Origin of the sequence: Nonomuraea sp. NPDC005501, assembly GCF_040605905.1 — a bacterium.
GTDB lineage: Bacteria > Actinomycetota > Actinomycetes > Streptosporangiales > Streptosporangiaceae > Nonomuraea.
Genome location: NZ_JBEXDT010000126.1, coordinates 1 through 20,372, shown reverse-complemented (window position 1 = coordinate 20,372; position 20,372 = coordinate 1). Strand labels below are relative to the sequence as shown.

Genomic DNA, 20,372 nt, shown 5'->3' with positions numbered 1-20,372 from the left:
GGTCGCGGGACACCGCGACCGGCCTCGACATGTCCCCGGTCAGGACCCGTGCGGGCGGCGCAGGACGCACACCTGGCGGGGGCCCAGGGTCAGGCCGGCGGCCAGGCACGGCCCCCGGAGCACCTCGCCCGCCACGCCGTCCACGACGACGCTCTCGTCGGTGCGGTTGATGAGGAACCAGTAGTCGGCGTCGTCACCGGTCCGCACGGCCAGCTCCACCGCTCCGGCGACGGCGGCGGGAAGCTCGGAACGCACCCCGCCCGTGGCCAGGAGCAGGGACAGCACCGGCCGCAGCCCCTCGGGTCCGAGCCTGGTCGAGACGTAGGACGCCGAGCCGGTGCCGACGGGGCGCGTGGTGATCGCGGGCCGGCCCGCCTGGTCGCCGGACGTGTAGGAGGCGACGACCTTGACATCGCTCCCGGTGACGTCGATCCGGTCGCTCCACAGGGTGCCGGACACGCCGAGGTCGAGGTCGGCCCGGTCACCGTCGAGCAGCGGGCCGAACTCCTCGATCCGGATGCCGAGCAGATCGCGCAGCGCGCCGGGATGACCGCCGAGCCACACGTGGTCGTTCTCGTCGACGATGCCGGAGAAGTACGTGGTGACGAGATGGCCGCCGTCGGCCACGTACGCGCTGAGGCGGTCGGCGAGCGCCCGCGGCACCACGTACAGGACCGGGGCGACGAGCAGGTCGTAGTGCGAGAAGTCGTCGGCGGAGCCGATCACGTCCACCCGCACGCCCGCCGCCGCGAACGCCGAGAACCAGTCCAGCGCCTCCTGCCGGTACCGCAGGCGGGAGGTGGGATGGGAGTCCAGCTCGCTCGCCCACCAGGAGTCCCAGTCGAACACGATCGCCGCCGCGGCCCGGCGACGCCGCGTCCCCGCGACACGGGCGAGCGCCTCCAGGGTCGCGCCGAGGTCCACGACGGACCGGAACACCTCGCTGTCGGTGCCGGCGTGCGGGATCATCGCCGAGTGGTACTTCTCGGCTCCGCCCGCCGACTGCCGCCACTGGAAGAAGCACACGGCGTCCGCCCCGTACGCGACGTGGGTCAGCGAGTCCCGGGCCATGCCGCCGGGCCTCTTGGCCAGGTTGACCGGCTGCCAGTTCACCGCGCTGGTGGAGTGCTCCATCAGGAACCAGGGCTCGCCCCCGGCCAGCATGCCGGTCAGGTTGGCCGAGAACGACAGCTCGTCCTGGGCCTGCGGGCCGGTCAGCAGGTAGTGGTCGTTGGAGACGAAGTCGAGCTCGCGCGCCCAGTCGGCGAAGTCCATCCCCTTGGTCTCGCCCATGACCATGAAGTTGGTGGTGACCGGGATCTCGGGGGTGAGCTCGGTCAGCACGCTCCGCTCCGCCCGCAGGTAGTCCTTCAGCGCGTCCGAGGAGAACCGCTTGAAGTCGAGCTGCTGGGTCGGGTTGGGGTAGGACGCGGCCAGGCGCGGCGGCAGGATCTCCTCCCACGCGCCGTACTCCTGCGACCAGAACGTCGTCGCCCAGGCCCGGTTGAGCCTCTCGATCGTGCCGTACCTCTTGCGCAGCCAGGTACGGAAGGCCGCGGCGGCGTCGTCGGAGAAGTCGTAGACGTTGTGGCAGCCCAGCTCGTTGTTCACGTGCCACGCGGCCAGGGCCGGGTGGCCGCCGTACCGCTCGGCCATGGCCCGGACCAGGCGCAGGGCGTGCCTGCGGAAGACCGGCGACGTCGGGCGCCAGTGCTGGCGCGCTCCGGGCCACAGGGTGCGGCCGTCGTGGTCGACGGGGAGGATCTCGGGGTGCGCGGTGGTCAGCCACGGCGGCGGGGACGCGGTCGCGGTCGCCAGGTCCACGGCGATGCCGTTCGCGTGGAGCAGGTCCATCACCTGGTCCAGCCAGTCGAAGGCCCACCGGTCCGCGCGTGGCTGGAGGCGGGCCCAGGAGAAGATCGCCAGCGAGACGATGTTCACCCCGGCCCGGCGCATCGCCCGGACGTCGTCCTGCCACACCTCCGGGGGCCACTGCTCCGGGTTGTAGTCCGCGCCGAAGGCGAGGCGTCCGCGGGAGGTGTCCGAGGGCCAGCGAAGCCAGCGGGGTGCCTGATGAGCTGTCACTGCTACTCCTGCAGACCGATGTTTACGTAAACATAAGCTACAGCATCCCCCCTCGGGGATAGGTGAGGAGAGAGGCGGGCGCGGCTCCGGCGGCGCCGGAGCCGCTCCTACTTGCCGACGCCCTCCGTCAGCCCGCGCAGGAACTGGCGCTGCCCCACCAGGAACAGCACGATCGTGGGCAGCGCCGCCATGGTGAGACCGGCCAGCACCACCGGCCAGTCCGTCAGAAGCCGGCTCTGCATCGACACCAGGCCCACCGGCAGCGTCTTCAGCGACTCGTCACTGACGAACACCAGCGCGAACGCGAACTCGTTCCACGCGAACAGCGCCTGCAGCAGCGCCGCCGACACCAGGATCGGCCGCGACATCGGCAGGACGACCCGCCAGAAGATCTGCGCCTTCGACGCCCCGTCGATCGTGGCCGCCTCGTCCACCGAGCGCGGCAGCTCGATCATGTACGCCCGGATCAGAAAGATCGTGAACGGGATGCGGAAGGCCGTGTAGAGCACGATCAGCGCCCAGTACGTGTCGAACAGCCCGATCGCGGTCAGCAACCGGAACAGCGGGATGAGCGCCACCGTCGGCGACAGCAGCAGCCCGCCCAGCACGAGCAGCGCCACGGCGTTGCCGAACGGCAGCTTGAGCCGGCACAGCCCGTACGCCGCCCAGGCGCTGATCAGCGTGGTGGCCACGATCGACGCCGAGGTGACGATGACGCTGTTGGTGAAGTAGCGGACCACGCCCGTGTCCCAGGCACGGGCGTAGTTGCTCCAGCGCAGCTCGCCCGGCAGCCCCCAGGGCTGGTTGAAGATCTCCTGGTTGTCCTTGAACCCGCTGAGTACCATCCACAGCACCGGGTACAGCACGGCCACGGCGAACGCCCCGAGCAGGGTCCACCCCAGCACCCGCCCCACCACGGTCCGGAAGCCCACGCTGGCGCGGGGCCGGTGCCGGGCGGCGGCCCGGCCGTCGAGCGCGGAGTTCAGCGCGATCACGTGTCATACCTCCGGCGTCGGGACACGGCCAGCTGCGCGGCCGCGATGGCGAACGTGATGACGAAGATCACCGTGGCCACGGACGCGGCGTAGCCCATGTCGTCCTCGAAGAAGGCCTTGCGGTACAGCCACGTGCCGAGCACCTGGCTGGAGTTGTCCGGGCCGCCGGCCGTCATCACCATGACCTCGTTGAAGACGAGGAACGCCCCGGAGACCGTGAGGATGACGATCAGCGTCGTCATCTCACGGACCATCGGCAGCGTGATCGAGAAGAACGTGCGGACCGCCCCACTGCCGTCGACCTTGGCGGCCTCGTAGTACTCGCGCGGGATGCGCTGCATGGCCACCACGAACAGCACGGCGGTGTAGCCGACCCCCTGCCACTGGCTCATCCCGATGACGCTCCAGATGGCCGACGACTCCTCGCCGAGCCAGGCCCGGGCCAGGTGGCCGAGGCCCACGGCCCGCAGCGCCTCGTTCACCAGCCCGTACCTGGGGTTGTAGAGGAAGGAGAACAGGACGCCCGCGACGGTGATCGACATGGCGGCCGGGATGAAGTACAGCGTGCGCAGCAGCCCGCGCAGCCGCTTGCCGACGAGCTCCTCCAGCAGCGCCGCGAGCACCAGCGACAGGCCGGCCTGGAAGACCAGGGAGACGACGGCGTAGGCGATGTTGTTGAGCAACGCCCGCCAGAACACCGGGTCGGTGAACGTCTCGCGGTAGTTGTCCAGACCCACGAACCGGGGCTCGGGGGAGAAGGCGTTCCAGGAGAAGAAGCTCAGCCGCAGGTTGTCCACGATCGGGTAGTAGACGAACACCAGCAGCAGGGCGACGGCGGGCAGCACCCATACCCAGGCGCGCCAGCGGGTCAGCAAGGCGCCCATGGCATCAACCGACTTCCTTCTTCGCCTTCGCGGCCGCCTCGCGGACGCCGGTCATGACCTGCTCGGGGGTGCGGGAGCCGGACAGCATGCCCTCGACGCCGGACAGGTACGCGCTGGCGACCTCAGCGTGGGTGATGGTGTCCAGCCAGATCGCGAAATTTCCGGCCTTGTCCATGTCGGCCAGGGCGTCGGTGAGCTGCTTGTTGGCGTTGGCCGCGGCCGCCGAGCCCTTCACCGGGCTGAGCCAGCCGATCTCCTTGGTCATCGCCGCCGCGTTCTCCTGGCTGGACATGAACGTCAGGAAGTCCACCGCCAGCCCCGCGTTCTTGCTCTTGGCGTTGACCAGGAACCCGTCGGGCGCGCCCGTGAGCGCCGAGGGGTCGCCGGTGGCGCCGGACGGCGCGGGCAGCCGGAAGAAGCTCCACTCGAGCGGCGGCTTGGCCTTCTCGACCGCCTCGAACTCGACCGACTCCAGGTAGTGCATGCCGGCCTTGCCGGACAGGAACTGCGCCTGCGCGGTCTCGTGCGACAGCCCGTTGGCGTCCTTGGTGCCGCACCGGCCCACCAGGTCGGCGAACTGCTTGAGCGCCGTGACGTAGCCGGGGTCGGTGAACGCGCCGCCGGCCGGGTTGTAGTCGGCGGTCAGCGTCTGGGCCGGCACGTCGTAGGCGTTGAGCTGGGTGATGTAGTGGATGGCCGCCCAGCCGTACTGGTTGCCGAACGCGATCGGCTGCACGCCGGCCGCCTTCAGCTTGTCGCAGGTGGTCAGCAGCTCCTCGAACGACTTCGGAACGGTGACGCCCGCCTTGTCGAAGACCGTCTTGTTGTAGGCGAGGTACTTGCCGTCGAGGTCGATCGGCATGCCGTAGTTCTTGCCGCTGTACTCGAACGCCTTGAGCGCCGCCGGGGCGAACGTCGAGCCCCACGGGGTGCCGGGGCCGAGGACGCTCGTCAGGTCGGCCGCCAGGCCGGCCCGGACGAACTTGTTGGTGAAGTCGCCCGCCCACGAGAAGTAGATGTCGGGCAGGTCGCGCGACGCGCTCAGCACGCGGATCTTGTCCTTGTAGGCCTGGTCGCCGACCTGCTCCAGCTTGATGTCCACTTTCGGGTTGGCCTGCTCGTAGGCGGCCACCACCTTCTCGAAGTACGGGGCGTACTCCGGGGAGGCGAACTTGGTCACCATCGTCAGCGTGCCCGACTTCTCCTTGGGCGCGGCCAGGTCGGCCTTGGCGGGCGCCGCGTCGGACCCGCCGCCGCCGCAGCCGGCCGCGGCGACGAGGACGGTGACCAGCGAGAGCGCGCTCCAGCGGTGCTTGTTCATGCTGACTCCTTGCTCTTAGGCATCGTTGCCTCGGCCCCGGAGGCGGTCCGGGGCGGCTCGGCCCCGGAGGCGGTCCGGGGCGGCTCGGCCCCGGAGGGGTTGGGGAGCGTCTCCGGCTCCGGGGCTTGGGGGGTGGCGAGGGTGGCGTCGAGGGGGGCCTCGTGCCCGAAGGCCCCGTACGAGGCGCAGGCGTGGGAGGCGTAGGCGGTGGCGGCCGCGGCGAGGTCCGGCAGGTTCTCGCCGCGGACGGCGCCGACGAGCAGGCGGGCGATGAACGCGTCGCCGGCTCCCAGGGTGTCGACCACGTCCACCGGCTCGGCGGGGGCCCAGGCCGTCTCGTCGCCGCTGACGAGCACGGCTCCGTGGGAGCCGAGCGTCACCGCGACGAGTGAGGGGCCGAGGTCCCGTACCCGGCGGGCCAGCGCGAGCGCCTCGTCGCGCGAGCCGGACGGGGACGACAGGATCGCGATGCCGGCGTGGCGGGCGTGGGTCTCGATGTACTCCCGGGGGCGCTCGGAGAAGTCGAACGACAGCCGCCGCACGGCCGTGGCCAGCTCCGGAAGCTGGTCCTCCAGTAAGGAGCACTCGCCGGTGTGGACCAGGTCGGCCTCGGCCAGCCGTTCGAGGTCGGCGGGGGAGAGGCGGAACCGGGAGACCCCGTCCTGCCCGCCGGTGAACTTGCGCTCCCCGGCGACCAGGCGGACGGTCGCGGAGGCGTTCGGCCCCTCGGCGGTGCGCAGCAGGGACAGGTCCACACCCTCGCCGGCGAGCGCGGCGCTGACCACCCGGCCCGCCGCGTCGGTGCCCACGACGCCCAGGTAGCCTGAGTCGGCGCCGAGCCTCCGGGCGTGGACGGCGACGTTGACGGCGTTCCCGCCGGGATACATGACGCCGAGGTCGGGGTAGCAGTCGACGACGTTGTCGCCGACGGCAACCAGGCGTGGGTTCACACGGGCTCCTGTGACTGGGAAGGTTCTCACTCACTTGGGTGAGAACGTTCTCAATCTGTGGGACCCATGTCAAGAGTTGCCGCCGAATCCGCTACCGTGGCCCGTTGATCACCTCTTTCGCGCTCCCCGCGGAGGGATGATGTCCAGGACACGACCAAGCAGCACCGGGGGTGCGCATGAGCGGCAGCGTCCGGCGGGCCATGCCGTCGATCGAGATCGTCGCCAAGGAGGCGGGCGTCTCCACCGCGACGGCCGGCCGGGCTCTGGGCGGCTACGGCTCGGTGAGCCGGAAGAGCCGCGAGGCCGTCCTGGCCGCCGCCGAACGCCTCGGCTACCGGCCCAACAGCCTGGCCCGCAGCATGATCACGGGGCTGACGCACACGCTGGGCGTGCTCGTGCCCGACATCGAGAACCCGTTCTTCTCGCGTGCCCTGCGCGGCATCGCCGACGCCGCCCACGAGCGCGGCTGGGAGGTGCTGCTCGTCAACACCGACGAGGATCTCGTGCTCGAACGCAAGGCGCTGGGCGTGCTCGCCGAGCGCCGCGTGGACGGCCTCGTCGTGGCCCCGACGGACGTCGCCGACCGCGACGCCCTGCAGGCCGTCGTGGACGCCGGCATCCCGATCGTGCTGCTCGACCGGCGGGTGCCCGGCCTCGATGCCGACACGGTCGGCATCGACAACCGGGCCGCCGCCAAGGACGCCACCGAGCGGCTGCTCAAGCTCGGGCACCGGTCGGTCGCATTACTGACCGGCGGCGATGAGAAGCTCCGTGCCAAGCTGTCCCGTCCCGGCCTGCGGGGGGTGGAGCGGCTGGCGGCCACCACGGTCGGCGCGCGCGCCGCCGGCTACCGCGACGCGTTGGTGGAGGCGGGGGTCGAGCCCCGGCCGGAGCTGGTGAGCGCCGAGGGCTTCCGGCGGGAGGACGCGGCCGCCGCCACCCGGCGCCTGCTCGCGCTGCCTGACCCGCCGACGGCGATCCTCGCCCTGGACAGCCTCCTGGCGCTGGGGGTGCTCCAGGCGCTGCGTGGGCTCGGGCTGCGCTGCCCGGTGGACGTGTCGCTGGTGGCCTTCGACGACGCGGACTGGGCCGAGGCGATCTCGCCGCCGCTGAGCGTGGTGGCGCAGCCGATCTACGAGCTGGGGGCGGAGGCGGGGCGGCTGCTGCTCGACCGCGTCCAGGGCAGCGACAAACGCTTCACCCACCGGAGACTCCCGACCCGTTTCATCGAGCGGGAGTCTGCCTCTTCCCGGTAGTTCGTCGGGACTTTCCGGTACGGCTCCGCCTGGTCGGCGCCGGTCGCCGTACGGGGCTGGGGGCCTCCGGGGAGACGGCCGCCGAACCCGTACGGGGCCGACCAGGGTGAAGGCGACGTCGTCGTGATCATGGGGAGATGCGGCCGGGAGCGGCGAAGTCCCCGGCTGCTCAATCGCCTTGTTCCTGCTCAGCGGCGGCGTAGGCGGCGCTAGACCTCGCAGTTGCTCTCGGTCTCGGCGGTGCAGGTGTCTGTTCCGGCGGCGCCGTTGGCGGTATCGATGTCACCACCGCCTTTCAGGATGTCGTCCCCGGAGCCGCCGTTGAGACCGTCGCGGCCAGAGCCACCGGTCAGGCGGTCGACACCGCTGCCGCCCAGCATCGACGACTGCAAGGAGGTCTGATTGTTCACCGAGTCATCACCACCGATGGTGCTGGCCTCGATGAACAGGATCCCGCTTCCGGTCCCGGTGCAGTCGACCACCTGGGGGCCCTTTACGGCGCATCCCGCGCCGGCGGTCACCGATGTGTCGACGCCCACGCTGACCTTGCCGGCGAGATTGGTGATGTTGATGACGTCCTTGCCGGGCGTTCCCGTGATGAACACCGTGCGTCCGTTGACGTGGACGGTGATCACGTCCGCGAGCGCATGGGCTGGGGTGGTGAAGGCGGTGGTGAAGGCGGTGGTGACCAGGCCGACCGCCAGGGCCATACCGCCGATCCGGGTTGCCGACCAGGAGCGCTTCTTGAGTGAAACGGTCGTCATTACCGTGTTCCTTTCTTTTCTCTTTCTTGTGCGGGCCGATCGGCCTCGCGACGTGAAAAGCAGATTCACCGGACAGTTGTCGGCAGAGGGCAATGCCGAGGAGCGGGCGGGTGCGCTGCTGACGTCTTTTCAGGCCGTCGGACACCGCTCCTCATCGGATTCCTTTGCCGTAGCCGCTCAGGCGCGGTATACGGGCTGCTTCGCATACGTGACGGGGATGGAGGAGATGGGCTCGTCGAGCGCAGCGTCCGATCGACGCCGGGCCACCGCGCGCACGTACCCGAGGTGGCGTCCGCGATCGGCGGTGAGGGCGTTGATCTCCGCCTCGTTGTCCGGGGCGATCGCGCGTTGCCACTCCAGCCAGTACTTCCAGCCGTCCGTCATGGTGTCTGCGAGGTCCACGCAGGCGATGCCGCTGCGTTCCCAGTGGCGGTGCCACCAGCCGGCCGAGTGCAGGCATGCCATGCTCGGCTCCCACCAGCCCCGCAGATGCTCGGGGACCGGTCCGTCGATCTCCTGGGTCAGTCCCGCGCCGGCGATGCCGATCTGGCCGCCCGGCCGGACGAACCGGGCCAGGTAGTTCAGGTACAGGTCGTCGGTGCCGTAGTAGACGAAGGAGTCGATGCTGATGACGGCGTCGAAGAAGCCTGCCGCGAACGGCAGAGCTCGGGCGTCGGCGTGGATCGGGAACACCGCGTGGCCGGCGCCGGCGTCGCGGATGCGGTGCAGCCGCTCGTCCGCGTCGAACCACAGGTCCGTCGCCCAGACCTGGACGTCGAACTCGCGGTGCAAGAAGACCGATGACGCGCCACGGCCGCAGCCCAGATCCAGCACCCGCATCCCGGGCTGTAGCGTCATCGCCTCGGTGAGCCATTCGGCCAGCCAGAGCGAGTTGGCTCCGCCGCTGACGCTGGAGCGGATCCAGTCGGGGTGGTAGCGCGAGGCTCGCGGGAACAGCGGGGCCGTCAGGGGGTCTTGGGGCATGGGTGTCGTTCCCTCATGGTCGGGATGGATGGCCGGGCGGTCAGGAGTGCGGCCGGCCTGCTCGATGCCGGGCGCAGTCCCAGAGTCGCCGGGCCACGGCCGGCCGCGCGTCCGTGCCGGCTACTGATGTTGGCCGGGCGCGTACGTACGCAACTGGGTCCGGTCGGCCGCGCCGGTCTTGGCCAGAAGCCGGCTGACGTGGGTCTCCACCGTGCGTACGGACAGGTGCAGCCGTGCTGCGATCTGCGCGTTGCCCAGTCCCTCGGCCACCAGGGCGAGCACCTCGGCTTCCCGGCCGGTGACCCCGGCGGCGCGCAGTCCGGGCGGCACGCTCGCGCCGGTGCTGCGCCGGGACGGCGCACCGGCCTGCCGCAGCAGGTCCCGGCATTGCCGCGCCAGAGCCGCGTCGTCGTTGAGCTCGTGCCAGGCCAGGTCGGCGCGCAGTCCAGGTACGGGGTCGCCCCATCCCTCCGTCACCGCCGCGGTCCACACCGGCAGCCGCAGCAGCCGATGCCACCACGGATGCGCCTCGATCGCCGCATCCCCGCGGGCCAGCGCCTGCGCCGACTCCTCCGCTCTGCCCTCGCGGCCCGCGGCGACGGCGTCGGCATAATGCAGCGCACCCCGGTTGACCCGCCGCCGGCCCGCCCGGGCGTGCTGGAACACCGCGCGGGCGTCCTGCGGCTCCTGGCCGGTCACTTCGCGCAGCAGCAGCCACAGCCCCCACCAGTGGGTGGGGGCGGCCGAGGCGTGACCGGCCAGGAGCGTGGAGCCGTCGTCCGCCTGCGCGGCCGCGCCCGGCAGGTCTCCGGCCACCACCGAGCAGATCGCCCGCACCAGGTCGCAACCGGCCCGCACCTCCCACGGCGCGTCCGGTCGAGCTGCGGCCCGGCGCAGCCATCGCTCCATGCCGTCGCGGTCACCGGCACCTGCGCGGGCGGCCGCGACGAACAGCTCGGCGACCGCCTGGACGCTCGTCAGCCGCAGCCGCGCCGCGAGCTCGGCACAGCGGCGGGCCACCGGCTCACCGGCGCGGGGACCGTGCGCCACCAGCGCCAGGTCGGCCACCAGCAGGTCGATCGAGGCCACCTGTCCCAGCAGCCCGGCGGACTCGGCGATCTCGCGGGACTCGGCCAGGGCCGGCGGGTCGGGCTGCTCACGCTGAACGGCGGCCAGGTGGAACAGGGCGGCCACGCGCAGCGGGGTCAGGCCGCACTCGGCGGCCACCTGCACCGCCCGCCCGAACGCCGCCCGCGCCGCGGCCGCGTCACGATGGGCCAGGCAGCGCCCCTGAACCAGCAGCGCACCCGCCAGAGACTCGCCGCCGCCGGAGCGCTCGGCCTCGCCGACCGCGTCGGAGGCGAGCGCGCCGGCGCGTCGCGGATCCCCCTCGGCGTAGGCCGCTTCGGCCCGCACGATGGCGAAACGCGGATCCTGCGGCCGGCCGGCTCGCTCGGCATACTGGATCGCCGCCGCCCGGCGTCCGCCGACCATGGAGCTACGGGCCAACTGCAGGCAAAGCTCGACGTACTCGTCTCCGGTCGCGATGTGGATGACCTGTTCCCCAGTGCGCAATGCCGCTTCCACCTCGCCGGCCAGCGTCAGGAGCCGGACCTGCTCGATGGCCCACGCGACGCGGATCGCACCGGCGGCCTCCACCAGACCCAGCAGCGCCCGCGCGCTGCGTAACGCCCCTCGCGCGAGATCGTGGCGGGCCAGCCGGAGCAGGATGCGGCCGGCCTGCTCATGCTCTCCTGCCGCGGTCAGCAGCTCGGCGGCCCGTACGTCGGTCTCACCGACGCCACCGCCGTCGAGCAGTTCCGCGGCGCGCCGTGCCATCGCGGCGCGCTCCGGCGGCAGCAAACCCGCCAGCACCGCCTCCCGGGTGAGCGCGTGCCGCCAGGTCAGCTCGCCGGCCTCGGTGCGCAGCAGATGCGCCTGAGTGGCGGCGCGAAGACCCGCCAGCAGCACCGGCTCGTCCGCCTGTGCCACCGAGGCCACCACGTCCCAGCCCAGGTCCACCCCCACCACCGCCGCCACGTGCAGCAACCGGCGATGCTCCCCGGCCAGGGCCGCCATCCGCTCGCCGACGAGCGCCCGCAACGTCGGAGGCACCGCGATGTCGGTCAACGCCTCCCGCGGGGCCGCCAGATCCACGCCCGTCTCGCGCAGCCCAGCCGTCAGCTCCTCCACCAGCAGCGGTAGCCCGTCGCAGCGCTCCACCACGAACGCGGCGGTCGCCGCGGCGAGCGGCACCCCGGCCCGGTCGCCGGCCAACTCGGCCACCTGGGCCGCGTCCAGGCGGGCCGGCCGTAGCACCCTCACGGCCGGCCGCCGGCCGATCCGCTCGATCTGACCGGCGGTTCGCGGCTCCTCACGCGCCGTCCCACAGATCATGATCCGCTGGTCGGCCACCTGATCGACCAGGTATTCCAGGGCCGCGAGCGTGTCCGGGTCGGCCCAGTGCAGGTCGTCCAGCACCAGCAGGCATCCGCCTCCCGCGCCGACCACGCGCAGCAGTCGCAGCACGCCCTCCCCGACCACCACGGCGGGATCCACCATCGTGTCGGCCTTCCCGGCATCGCCGGCCGACCCGAAATCGGGGATGATCCTGCCCAACGCCGCCCGATAGGGCCGCAGCTCGGCGTCCCCCGCGAGCACGGCATCCCGCAACCGCCCGACCAACGCGGTGGCCAGCGCCCGGTACGTGCCGCCCGCCGGCACCGCCCGGCCCGCCAGCACCTCCATGCCCGCCGCCGACGCCCGGGCCGACGCCTCTGCCAGCAACCGCGACTTGCCGATCCCCGCCTCGCCGACGATCATCACGGCCGCGCCCCGGCCGTCGGCCGCAGCTTCGATGAGCTCGTCGATCGCCGCCAGCTCCGCGGCCCGGCCCACGATCCGCTCCCCTGGCGGTTCCATCGATCGCAAACCCCCTACACCCCTCTCGCCGGCCCCGGATCACCCGCAATGACGGTGGATGAAACCGATGCGAGGCACCCGTTCACCGTACGGCGAAAAGGAGCGCGGGACCCCGCGTCCTGGACGGCTGCGCCGTGATGCCCGCTGACGCCCCCGCAGCCGGCCGCCGACGTCGCCGCGTACGAGATCGTCGATCTTTCGCAACAGGAGTTCGGCCCCGCTTTCCCGTCGGCCGGTTACTCATGGTCGGGGTGATGCCGGTGCCTTGGACGGCTGGCTAGTCTCGGGGCATGCAGGAGCGGCTGGAGGGCGTCGGTGACGAGGACGTGCGGCATGCCCTGGAGGCGTGGCGGATCGGGCCTGCGGTGTCGCTGGAGTACTCGCCTGTCGGCTTCGGCGACTACCACTGGACCGCTACCGCGCCCATGGCGGAGGCCGCCCCCGAGGCCGTTCCCGCTGGGCGCAAATGGTTCGTCACCGTGGCGGATCTCGGTTCGAAGGGGTATCTCGGCGACGGGCCCGAGGCCGCGTACCGTGGCCTGAGGCGGGCCATGGACGCCGCCGCCCACTTGTGCGAACACAGCGGGCTCGACTTCGTCGTGGCGCCCCTGCGAGCCGCCACGGGCGGCGAGACCGTGCGGCGACTCGGGACCCGTCACGCCATAAGTGTCCTCCGGTTCGTCCCCGGCACACCGGGCCGCTACGGCCGCCCCCTCACACCCTCCGCGCGGCACCGCGTCATCGACCTGCTGGCCCGTCTCCACCAGGCGGAGCCCCCCGCCTCACTCACCGTCGCCCCGTCGGCCCTGCCGCACCGCGTCGACCTGGAACAGGCACTGGACGACACACAGGACGACCGGGCGGCGGCCTGGCGCGGCGGACCGTTCGGGGAGCCCACACGGGCCCTGCTGTCCGCCCACGCGGGCGCGCTGCGCGGCCGGCTCGCCGAGCTGGACCGGCTGACCGGGAAGCTGGACGGACGCCGGCACGTCGTGACCCACGGCGAGCCGCATCCCGGCAATGTGCTCACGCTCGGTGACCGCAGCCTGCTCATCGACTGGGACACCGTGGGGCTCGCGCCGCCCGAGCGCGACCTGTGGCACGTCGCGGAGGACCAGGCCGACCTCGACCGCTACGCCGAGGCGACCGGTCACCGTCCCGACCCGTCGGTCCTGGCCGGCTACCGGCTGCGGTGGGCGCTCGACGACGTGGCCGCCTTCGCCGTCCGGTTCCGCGCGCCGCACGACGGCGGGGCCGACAGCGAGCAGGCATGGGCCGGTCTCCGTGGCACCGTGGCCTGGCTGGTCTCCACGCTCGCCTGACGGGTCAGACCAGCCGGCTCGGGATGGCGCTGTGCCGGGCGCGAGGCGGCCAGGGTCTCCCTCTCGCGCGGAGCGAACGGCAGCAGCTCGTGCCGACTCTCCGGGACAAGAGTCCCCGGTCGTGACCCGCCCCATGGAGACCGTCACAGGTGCGGCCTCTCGGCAGATCGGACGGCAAAGCCTGCGCATGCCGGCTGTCGTTCGTAAAATCCAGATATGGATCCGGTGACGGCGCTCACCGTGGTGGGCACCTGCGCGGCCGTTCTCGCGGTGATCGTGGCTGTGTTCCAGCTGAGGCGCACGCCCCCTCTGCCGGAGTCCGCCCCCTCTCCCGCGCGCCTGGAGGAAGGCTCCGAACCCACAGCCGGAAAACCAGAAGATCAGCCCGCTTCTTCGGCGCTTCTGGCCTTCAGGGTTCCGACGGGGCGTCTGGGAGGAATACGCGGACGGGGCGATGTCATCGCCACCTTGGTGAACGCGCTGGAGGCGCCGGACGGCCGTTTCCACGTGCTGACGGGGCTGGGCGGCACGGGCAAGACGACCGCGGCGCTCGCGCTGGCCGACCACGCCCAGGGGCGGGGACGCGACGTCTGGTGGGTCAACGCGTCACATGCCGCCGCCGTGACGGGATCGCTCCTAGGCCTCGCTCTGGAGCTGGGAGCGTCGATCGGCCAGGTCGAGGAGGCCCGCGCCGGCCGGCGTGACCCCGCCGACCTGCTGTGGAGCCGACTGGAGGAGCGGAGGGGCTGGCTGTTGGTCCTCGACAATGCCGATGATCTGTCCGCATTGACCGTCGCTGGTGCGGAGGCACGCGACGGAACGGGGTGGCTCCGGCCCACCATGGCCGGCTCCATCGTGGTGACCAGCCGGGTGTCCGACCCGTCGGCCTGGGGCAGGCACGGCGTCCTGCACACGATGCGTCCGCTCCACGCGCCGGACGGCGGGCGCGCGCTGCTCGACCTCGTGCCGGACGGCGGGAGCGAGCAGGAGGCGGCCGCGCTGTCGGGCCGCCTCGGCGGGTTGCCGCTGGCACTCGCCCATGCGGGCGCGCACATCGCTTCGCCCTTCACGGAGGAACGGACCTTCGTCACCTACCTCCGCGCCCTTGACGACCGCTTCCCGTCCCTGATGGGGGAGTCACCCGTGGTCGACACCTGGGAGGTGTCGCTGGACGCGCTGGCGGCGCACGGCCACGGCCAGGCCCGTCCCCTGCTGCGGACGCTGTCGTGTTTCGCGCCGTCCATGGAGATCCACCCCGCGCTCCTCGACCCGGCTGTCCTCGGCCGCGTGTGCGAGGACCGGCGCCGGGTACGGCCGGGGCTCGAGGCGCTCGCGTCGATGAACCTCATCGACACCGCTCCGGTACCCGGCCACGTGCGCCCTGGAGTGGTGGTGCATCCGATCGTCGCGGCAGCCTGCCGCCTGAGGCTGACGACCGGGATCACCTCCGTCGCGGCAGCGGCGATGGAGGCCGTCACCGAACATCTCAGACACGATGAGCCGGCCCACTGGCCCGTCTGGGCGAGCCTGCTGCCACACGTCGCCGAGCTGGTGGGCCTCGCGCCCGCTATCGTCGACGACAACGCCCTCGCCGCGATCGCACGGTCCGCGGCGAGGCTCTGCCGAGCGTTGAAGCGCAGCGGCGAGTACGGCGGAGCCATGGAGATCGCCGCCGCGGCGCTGCGACAAGCCGAAGGGCTCGGTGGCGACCACCGTGCGGTCCTGGACCTGCGGTACGCGCTTGGCGCCGTTCTGAGCTGCATGGGTCACAGCGTGGAAGCCGAGCGGGAGCTCCGCGAAACGCACAAGCTCCGGAGCCGGGTACTCGGCGCGGACCATCCCGACACGCTAGCCGCCCAGCACGAGACGGCGCACGCGCTCATCGGGAGGGGACGCTACCTCGATGCGATGCACCTCTACCAACGCGTGCTCAAGCGGCGCGAGCGTGTGCTGGGAAAGGACCACCCGGCTACGACGACCACGCGCCACGAGGTGGCGCGCATGCTGGGCAACCTCGGGCGGTTCACCGAGTCCGAGATCGCCTGTCGCGAGGTCTTCGAGGCGCGCCTGCGCACCCTCGGGCCCGACCACCCGGAGACGCTGGACAGCCGGTACTACTGGTTACGGGCGGTAGGGGAGCAGGGACGGTACGAGGAGGCCGAGCGCGCCTTCCGCGAGCTGGTGGAGGACAGGACGCGCGTTCTGGGCGCGGAGCACCCGCAGACGCTGAAGGCACGCTTCAACCTGACCTGGCAGATCGCCGCCCGGGGACGGCACGAGGAGGCGGAGGCGGGCTATCAGGACGTGGCGGACGTACAGGCGCGAGTGCTGGGCCGGGACCACCCCGACACCCTGCTCACCGAGGTCAACCTCGGCTTCGTCATCACGGTGCGAGGCCGGCTCGCCGAGGCGAAGACCCTCTTCCGGAAGATCATCGCGGCATGGGAGCGGGTGGGGCAGCCGGAACACCAATGGGCCTGGGACGCTCGGTGGGGGCTCGTTCTCGTGGAGGCGCGCCTCGAGGGGCACGCTCACGCCGTGCCGGCGTTGCGGAACGTCGTCGAGACCCTGAAGCGGACGCACGGCCCCGACCATCCAGACGTACTGGAGGCCCGGCTGGACCTGGCCCGTTTCCTGTCCGAGGTCGATCACCGGTCCGACGCCGCCCGCGAGCTGGACGACCTGCTCGTCGCCGCCAGGCGGGTCCGGGGAGCCGGCCACCCTCTCACCCGGGCGGTGGAGACGGAGCTGGCCACCGTACGCGAGGGCGGGCGGGGTGACGGTCCGCCGGGCAGCGTGTCCGCTTGATGGCCGGTTCCCGGGTCAGGCCAGCGAGGCGACGAGGCCCGGCAGGGCGGCGGGGTCGTCGAACAGGTTCGTGGCGCCCAGCCCGGACAGGCGCTCCGGAGGCGTGAGCCCTCCCGTGAACGCCAGGCAGCGCATGCCCGCCGCCCGCGCGGCCCGCACCCCGAAGGGGCTGTCCTCCACCACCACGCACCGCTCCGGCGGCGTCCCCATGGTGGCGGCGGCGTGCAGGAACAGGTCGGGGGCCGGCTTGCCCCGGGCGACGTCCTCGGCGCTGAAGACGCGGCCGGCGAAGCGCGCGGCCAGGCCGGTCAGCCGCAGGCTGCGCGCGATCTTGGCGTGCCCGCCGTTGGAGGCGACGCACGCGGGCACGGTCAGGCCCTCCAGTGCCTCGGGCATGCCCGGCACCGGCGTCAGCCCGGCCTCCATGGCCGTGTCGTGCTCCTCCGCCAGCCGCTCCCGCCAGCCCGGCGGGACGTTCGCGCCCACCTCGCGCCACCAGTGCTCGTCGCTGCACCCCACGAACCTGGCGGCGTACTCGCGCTCGTCGATGTCCCACCCCAGCCGGCGCAGCGCCGCCGTGCCGACACGGACCGAGATGCGCTCGCTGTCGACCAGCACGCCGTCACAGTCGAAGATCACCAGCTCGACGGGCAAACGGTCTCCTTCCATGACGGGCCCCCCGCCGGAGCGCCGGCGGGGGGTCGTCGTCTCCGTGTACGGGATCAGTAGTCGACCTTGAACATGTAGTTGCGCTTGTCCAGGTCGTGGCCGCGCACGGCCTCGTAGTGACGGGCCACCCGGTCCATCAGCACGGCGATCGCCAGCGGCGACACCTCGCCGCGCAGCTCCGCCGGGATGCCCGGCAGCGTCAGGCTCTTCGTGTCGATGTGGAAGGTCTTCTTGCTCGCGTACGTGTCGAGGAAGCGCTTGGCCCGCTCGGCCATGGGCCGCGACGCGTCCTCGCCGAGCAGGTTGATGACCGCCACGTCGTCGTTGACGACCTCGAACGCGCCCTGGAAGAACTCGCCCGAGTTGAAGGCCGCCGCGTGCTTCCACTGCATCTCCTGCAGGAAGCACATGGCCAGCCCGTACGCCCAGTTGTAGCTGGGGCCGGAGCCGAGGACGTAGGTGATGGGCTCGTCCTTGAGCGTCTCGGCGACGGTCCGGGCCCGGTCCTCGTGCTCCTGGGCGGCCGACAGCAGCGCCTCGGGCAACGCCTCCAGAGCCTGGTCGAGCAGCGCCCAGTCACGCTCGACGCCGCTCTGCCGCATGACGGCGTACGCGGCGAGCTGCAGGAACAGGTCGCTCTGACCGGTGAAGGCGACGTTGGCCGCCTCGGCCAGCGGACCGCCCTCCTTGCTGATCACGGCCACGGTGGCGCCCGTGCTGCGGGCGTACTGGGCGGCGGCCACGGTCTCCTTGGTCTTGCCCGTGTAGGAGGCGAGGAAGACCAGCGAGCCCTCGCCGAGCCGCTTGGTGCGCCCGGTGTTCAGCTCGTCGCTCTGGAGCTTGTAGACGGGGACGGTGTCCTCGCGCTCCAGCAGGTAGTGGCCGGGGTAGGCGGCGATGAGCGAGCCGCCCGCGCCCACGAAGAACACGTTGCGCAGGCCCTTGCCGATGGCCTCCGCGACGAGCTCCTCCAGCTGGGGACGCTGGCTGATGGTCTGGCGCGCCTTCTCCGTCAGGTCGGACTCGATGGGCTTGAGCGGCAGCTGGTCGGTCACGGTCTCTCCGTTCGCTTCTCAAGAATTTGAGAACGTTCTCAACAATGCGTTGGTAACGTTCTCACTGGAAGGGAGAGCCCGTCAAGAGCCGGAACGGGAGAGGGGGCGTTGATGTCGGCGAGGCGCCGGTCTACCGGGCGGCCGTGGACGGCGGCGGGCGCGGCGGCGTCGGCGGCGCCATCCGGCCGGTTCGGCCGCCGGCGCACGCCGCACGGCCCGTCTCAGGCGGCCGCGTCACGGGGAACCTGGGCCCGTCTCGGGCGGCCGCGTCACGGGGAACGGGGGCCCGGCTCAGGCGGCCTCGTAGCCGGGGAACAGCAGCGACAGCTCTCGCGGGTGGGCGGCGATCAGCCGCAGCTCGTCGTCGGTGAGCGGGCGGCCGGTCATCGCGTTGCAGAGCTGCACCAGCCGGAACGTCAGGTCCTCGTCGCCCACCTCGGCGCCCAGCCCCTCCATGACGTGCCGGAACCCCGCCTTGCCGCCGTACTCGCCGGTCAGCACCACCCGCCCGGCCCGGGCGTGCCAGTCCTCCGGGAACGGCCCGAGCGTCGCCTCGTCGTACAGCTCGTAGTTGCCGTGGTCCTTCAGCGCGCCGTCCGCGTGGATGCCGCTCTCGTGCGCGAACGCGTTCCGGCCCACCCCCACCTGGTTGTACGGCAGCGGCTGGCCCAGCGCGTACGCCGCCCACAGCCCGAACCGGCGTGCCCACGACAGGTCGATCGGGTCGCCGATCACCGCGTCCTTCGCCTCCAGCCCGAACCCGTGCCGGAAGGCCAGGATCGTGGACAGCAGGTCGGCGTTGCCCGAGCGCTCCCCGACGCCGTTGACGCAGGTGTTGACCCACGCGTCCTGCCCGGCCTCCAGGTCGCCGAGAGCGCCGGAGACGGAGTTCGCCACGGCCATCCCGAGGTCGTTGTGGCAGTGCGTCTCGACCGGCATGCCGGTGGCCGAGGCCAGCCCGGCGAACCGCTCCCGGATGCGGCCGGGCGTGTCGCCGCCGATCGTGTCGCAGTACCGCACCCGTTCGGCGCCCGCCTCCTTGGCCGCCAGCGCGAACTCCGTCAGGAACCCGGCGTCCGTGCGCGACCCGTCCTCCGCGTTCACGCCGACCGTCTCGGCGCCCGCGTCCTTGGCGGCCCGGACGGCGGCGGTCATCTCCCGGACGATCGCGTCACGGTCGAGCCGGCCCCGGAACTTGTTCTGGATCATGTAGTCGGAGGTCGAGATCGACAGGTTGTAGTGGCGCAGGCCCAGGGGCGCCGCGCGCTCCACGTCCGCCGTCACGCCCCGGCACCAGCCGGACAGCCGCAGGCCGCCGAACGCGCCGGCCTCGGCCAGGGCCACCTGCGCTCTGACGTACGGGACCTCGTGGAACAGGAACGGGAACCCGATCTCGGACTGCGCCACGCCGAGCTTGGCCAGATAGAAGTTGACCATGGTCTTGCCGAACTTGGACAGGCCGGTGCGCGCGGTCTGCACGCCGTCCCGGTTCGTCACGTCGAGGAAGTGAATCTGGGGCATGTCCTCACGTTGACATGGCCGTTCAATGTGTATCAATATTGATTTTCCTCAACATAGAGGTGAAGGGCGGAGGCCGGACGTGGAGTGGATCGACGCCGCCACGGCGGCCGAGCGGCTCGGCGTGAAGCCGGCGACGCTCTACGCGTACGTCAGCCGCGGCCTGCTCACGCGGCGGCACGGCGACGACCGCAGGAGCCTGTTCGAGGCCGGCGAGATCGAGCGGCTGGCGCGGCGCGGGCGGCCGCGTGGGCAGCCGCCGGAGCTGGTCGTCGAGTCGGGCGTCACGGCCCTCGGCCTCGACCGGCCCTACTACCGGGGGCGCGACGCGCTCGTGCTGGCGCGGACGGCAGGCTTCGAGGCGGTCGCCGAGTGGCTCTGGAGCGGCGACCCGTCCGGCCGGCCGGAGGCCGTCTGGGAGAGCGAGCCCGAGGCGTTGCGCGCCACCGTGCAGGCGCAGCGGGGCCTGCCCGCCGACCTGTCGCCGCTCGACCGGCTCCAGGTGATCACCACCGTGCTGGGGGCGTCCGACTCGCTGCGCCACCAGCTCGATCCCGTCTCGGTGGCCGCCACCGGCCGCCGCCTCATCGCGGGCCTCGTCGACGCCCTGCCACCGGCCGCGGACCCGCCGGCCGCGGACCCGCCGGCCGCGAACCCACCGGCCGTGGACTCGCCGGCCGGCGGCACGGGTGGCGGGCCGGGGGAGGGGCGGCTGGCCGGGCGGTTGTGGGGGCGGCTGTGCCCGCGCCCCCCCCCGCCCCCCCGGCGCGCCCCCCCGGCCGCCGCGCGCGGCCTCCACGCCCACCCCCAGCAGGCCGCCTCCACCCACAACCGAAGAG

15 protein-coding genes are annotated in these 20,372 nt (G+C 72.3%); 4 read left to right on the top strand and 11 right to left on the bottom strand.

The annotated features are described in order from the left end of the window. Positions 1-39 precede the first annotated feature (39 nt). The 5 genes from ABZS51_RS38295 to ABZS51_RS38275 form a co-directional block, all read right to left on the bottom strand. Complete coding sequence (locus tag ABZS51_RS38295; protein ID WP_355451953.1) at positions 40-2,085, bottom strand: beta-galactosidase; 2,046 nt, start codon at positions 2,083-2,085, stop codon at positions 40-42. 107 nt (positions 2,086-2,192) lie between these two features. Further along, complete coding sequence (locus tag ABZS51_RS38290) at positions 2,193-3,080, bottom strand: carbohydrate ABC transporter permease (protein WP_310716141.1); 888 nt, start codon at positions 3,078-3,080, stop codon at positions 2,193-2,195. After that, positions 3,077-3,964: a sugar ABC transporter permease gene (locus tag ABZS51_RS38285; RefSeq protein ID WP_310716139.1), complete on the bottom strand. Its 888-nt coding sequence runs from the start codon at positions 3,962-3,964 to the stop codon at positions 3,077-3,079. Before ABZS51_RS38285 ends, ABZS51_RS38290 begins: the two co-directional genes overlap by 4 nt. A gap of 4 nt (positions 3,965-3,968) precedes the next feature. Continuing rightward, a complete protein-coding gene (locus ABZS51_RS38280; protein WP_355451949.1) occupies positions 3,969-5,285 on the bottom strand; it encodes an extracellular solute-binding protein in 1,317 nt (438 codons plus the stop codon). Continuing rightward, the gene (locus ABZS51_RS38275; protein WP_355451946.1) at positions 5,282-6,235 is read right to left on the bottom strand and encodes a PfkB family carbohydrate kinase; all 954 of its coding nucleotides are present in this window, start codon (positions 6,233-6,235) and stop codon (positions 5,282-5,284) included. The genes ABZS51_RS38280 and ABZS51_RS38275 overlap by 4 nt, the downstream gene beginning before the upstream one ends. Positions 6,236-6,411: 176 nt before the next feature. Between ABZS51_RS38275 and ABZS51_RS38270 the strand changes: the two genes are divergently transcribed. After that, positions 6,412-7,491 carry a LacI family DNA-binding transcriptional regulator gene (locus tag ABZS51_RS38270; protein ID WP_355451943.1) on the top strand — a complete coding sequence of 360 codons (1,080 nt, stop codon included), beginning with the start codon at positions 6,412-6,414 and terminating at the stop codon, positions 7,489-7,491. Between the two features lie 209 nt (positions 7,492-7,700). On the opposite strand, the gene ABZS51_RS38265 is transcribed toward ABZS51_RS38270, so the two are convergent. From ABZS51_RS38265 to ABZS51_RS38255, 3 genes are all read right to left on the bottom strand, one after another. After that, positions 7,701-8,255, bottom strand: a complete 555-nt coding sequence (locus tag ABZS51_RS38265) for a hypothetical protein (protein WP_355451940.1) — start codon at positions 8,253-8,255, stop codon at positions 7,701-7,703. 177 nt (positions 8,256-8,432) lie between these two features. Beyond that, the gene (locus ABZS51_RS38260) at positions 8,433-9,239 is read right to left on the bottom strand and encodes a class I SAM-dependent methyltransferase (protein ID WP_355451937.1); all 807 of its coding nucleotides are present in this window, start codon (positions 9,237-9,239) and stop codon (positions 8,433-8,435) included. A gap of 120 nt (positions 9,240-9,359) precedes the next feature. Further along, positions 9,360-12,161: an AAA family ATPase gene (locus ABZS51_RS38255; RefSeq protein ID WP_355451934.1), complete on the bottom strand. Its 2,802-nt coding sequence runs from the start codon at positions 12,159-12,161 to the stop codon at positions 9,360-9,362. A gap of 290 nt (positions 12,162-12,451) precedes the next feature. On the opposite strand from ABZS51_RS38255, the gene ABZS51_RS38250 reads away from it, so the two are divergent. Together ABZS51_RS38250 and fxsT are read left to right on the top strand one after the other, a co-directional pair. After that, the gene (locus ABZS51_RS38250) at positions 12,452-13,483 is read left to right on the top strand and encodes an aminoglycoside phosphotransferase family protein (protein WP_355451931.1); all 1,032 of its coding nucleotides are present in this window, start codon (positions 12,452-12,454) and stop codon (positions 13,481-13,483) included. Between the two features lie 216 nt (positions 13,484-13,699). Further along, positions 13,700-16,291: an FxSxx-COOH system tetratricopeptide repeat protein gene (gene fxsT / locus ABZS51_RS38245; protein WP_355451928.1), complete on the top strand. Its 2,592-nt coding sequence runs from the start codon at positions 13,700-13,702 to the stop codon at positions 16,289-16,291. 15 nt (positions 16,292-16,306) lie between these two features. On the opposite strand, the gene ABZS51_RS38240 is transcribed toward fxsT, so the two are convergent. The 3 genes from ABZS51_RS38240 to ABZS51_RS38230 form a co-directional block, all read right to left on the bottom strand. Continuing rightward, positions 16,307-16,945, bottom strand: coding sequence for an HAD family hydrolase (locus ABZS51_RS38240; protein ID WP_355451925.1), 639 nt, complete (start codon positions 16,943-16,945; stop codon positions 16,307-16,309). A 68-nt stretch (positions 16,946-17,013) separates the two neighbouring features. Then, on the bottom strand, positions 17,014-18,015 hold the full coding sequence (locus tag ABZS51_RS38235) for an SIS domain-containing protein (protein WP_355451922.1): 1,002 nt from the start codon (positions 18,013-18,015) through the stop codon (positions 17,014-17,016). A gap of 291 nt (positions 18,016-18,306) precedes the next feature. Then, on the bottom strand, positions 18,307-19,536 hold the full coding sequence (locus ABZS51_RS38230; RefSeq protein WP_355451919.1) for a hypothetical protein: 1,230 nt from the start codon (positions 19,534-19,536) through the stop codon (positions 18,307-18,309). A gap of 79 nt (positions 19,537-19,615) precedes the next feature. Here ABZS51_RS38230 and ABZS51_RS38225 point away from each other — a divergent pair. Then, positions 19,616-20,372, top strand: a 757-nt coding sequence (locus tag ABZS51_RS38225) for a citrate synthase (RefSeq protein WP_355451916.1), incomplete at its 3' end; no start/stop codon positions are given.

Excerpts from the sequence above, each read along its gene's own strand:
- ABZS51_RS38285 (WP_310716139.1), bottom strand. The coding sequence starts at position 3,964 with ATGGGCGCCTTGCTGACCCGCTGGCGCGCCTGGGTATGGGTGCTGCCC.
- ABZS51_RS38280 (WP_355451949.1), bottom strand. The coding sequence starts at position 5,285 with ATGAACAAGCACCGCTGGAGCGCGCTCTCGCTGGTCACCGTCCTCGTC.
- ABZS51_RS38270 (WP_355451943.1), top strand. The coding sequence starts at position 6,412 with ATGAGCGGCAGCGTCCGGCGGGCCATGCCGTCGATCGAGATCGTCGCC.
- ABZS51_RS38265 (WP_355451940.1), bottom strand. The coding sequence starts at position 8,255 with ATGACGACCGTTTCACTCAAGAAGCGCTCCTGGTCGGCAACCCGGATC.
- ABZS51_RS38260 (WP_355451937.1), bottom strand. The coding sequence starts at position 9,239 with ATGCCCCAAGACCCCCTGACGGCCCCGCTGTTCCCGCGAGCCTCGCGC.
- ABZS51_RS38255 (WP_355451934.1), bottom strand. The coding sequence starts at position 12,161 with ATGGAACCGCCAGGGGAGCGGATCGTGGGCCGGGCCGCGGAGCTGGCG.
- ABZS51_RS38250 (WP_355451931.1), top strand. The coding sequence starts at position 12,452 with ATGCAGGAGCGGCTGGAGGGCGTCGGTGACGAGGACGTGCGGCATGCC.
- fxsT (WP_355451928.1), top strand. The coding sequence starts at position 13,700 with ATGGATCCGGTGACGGCGCTCACCGTGGTGGGCACCTGCGCGGCCGTT.
- ABZS51_RS38230 (WP_355451919.1), bottom strand. The coding sequence starts at position 19,536 with ATGCCCCAGATTCACTTCCTCGACGTGACGAACCGGGACGGCGTGCAG.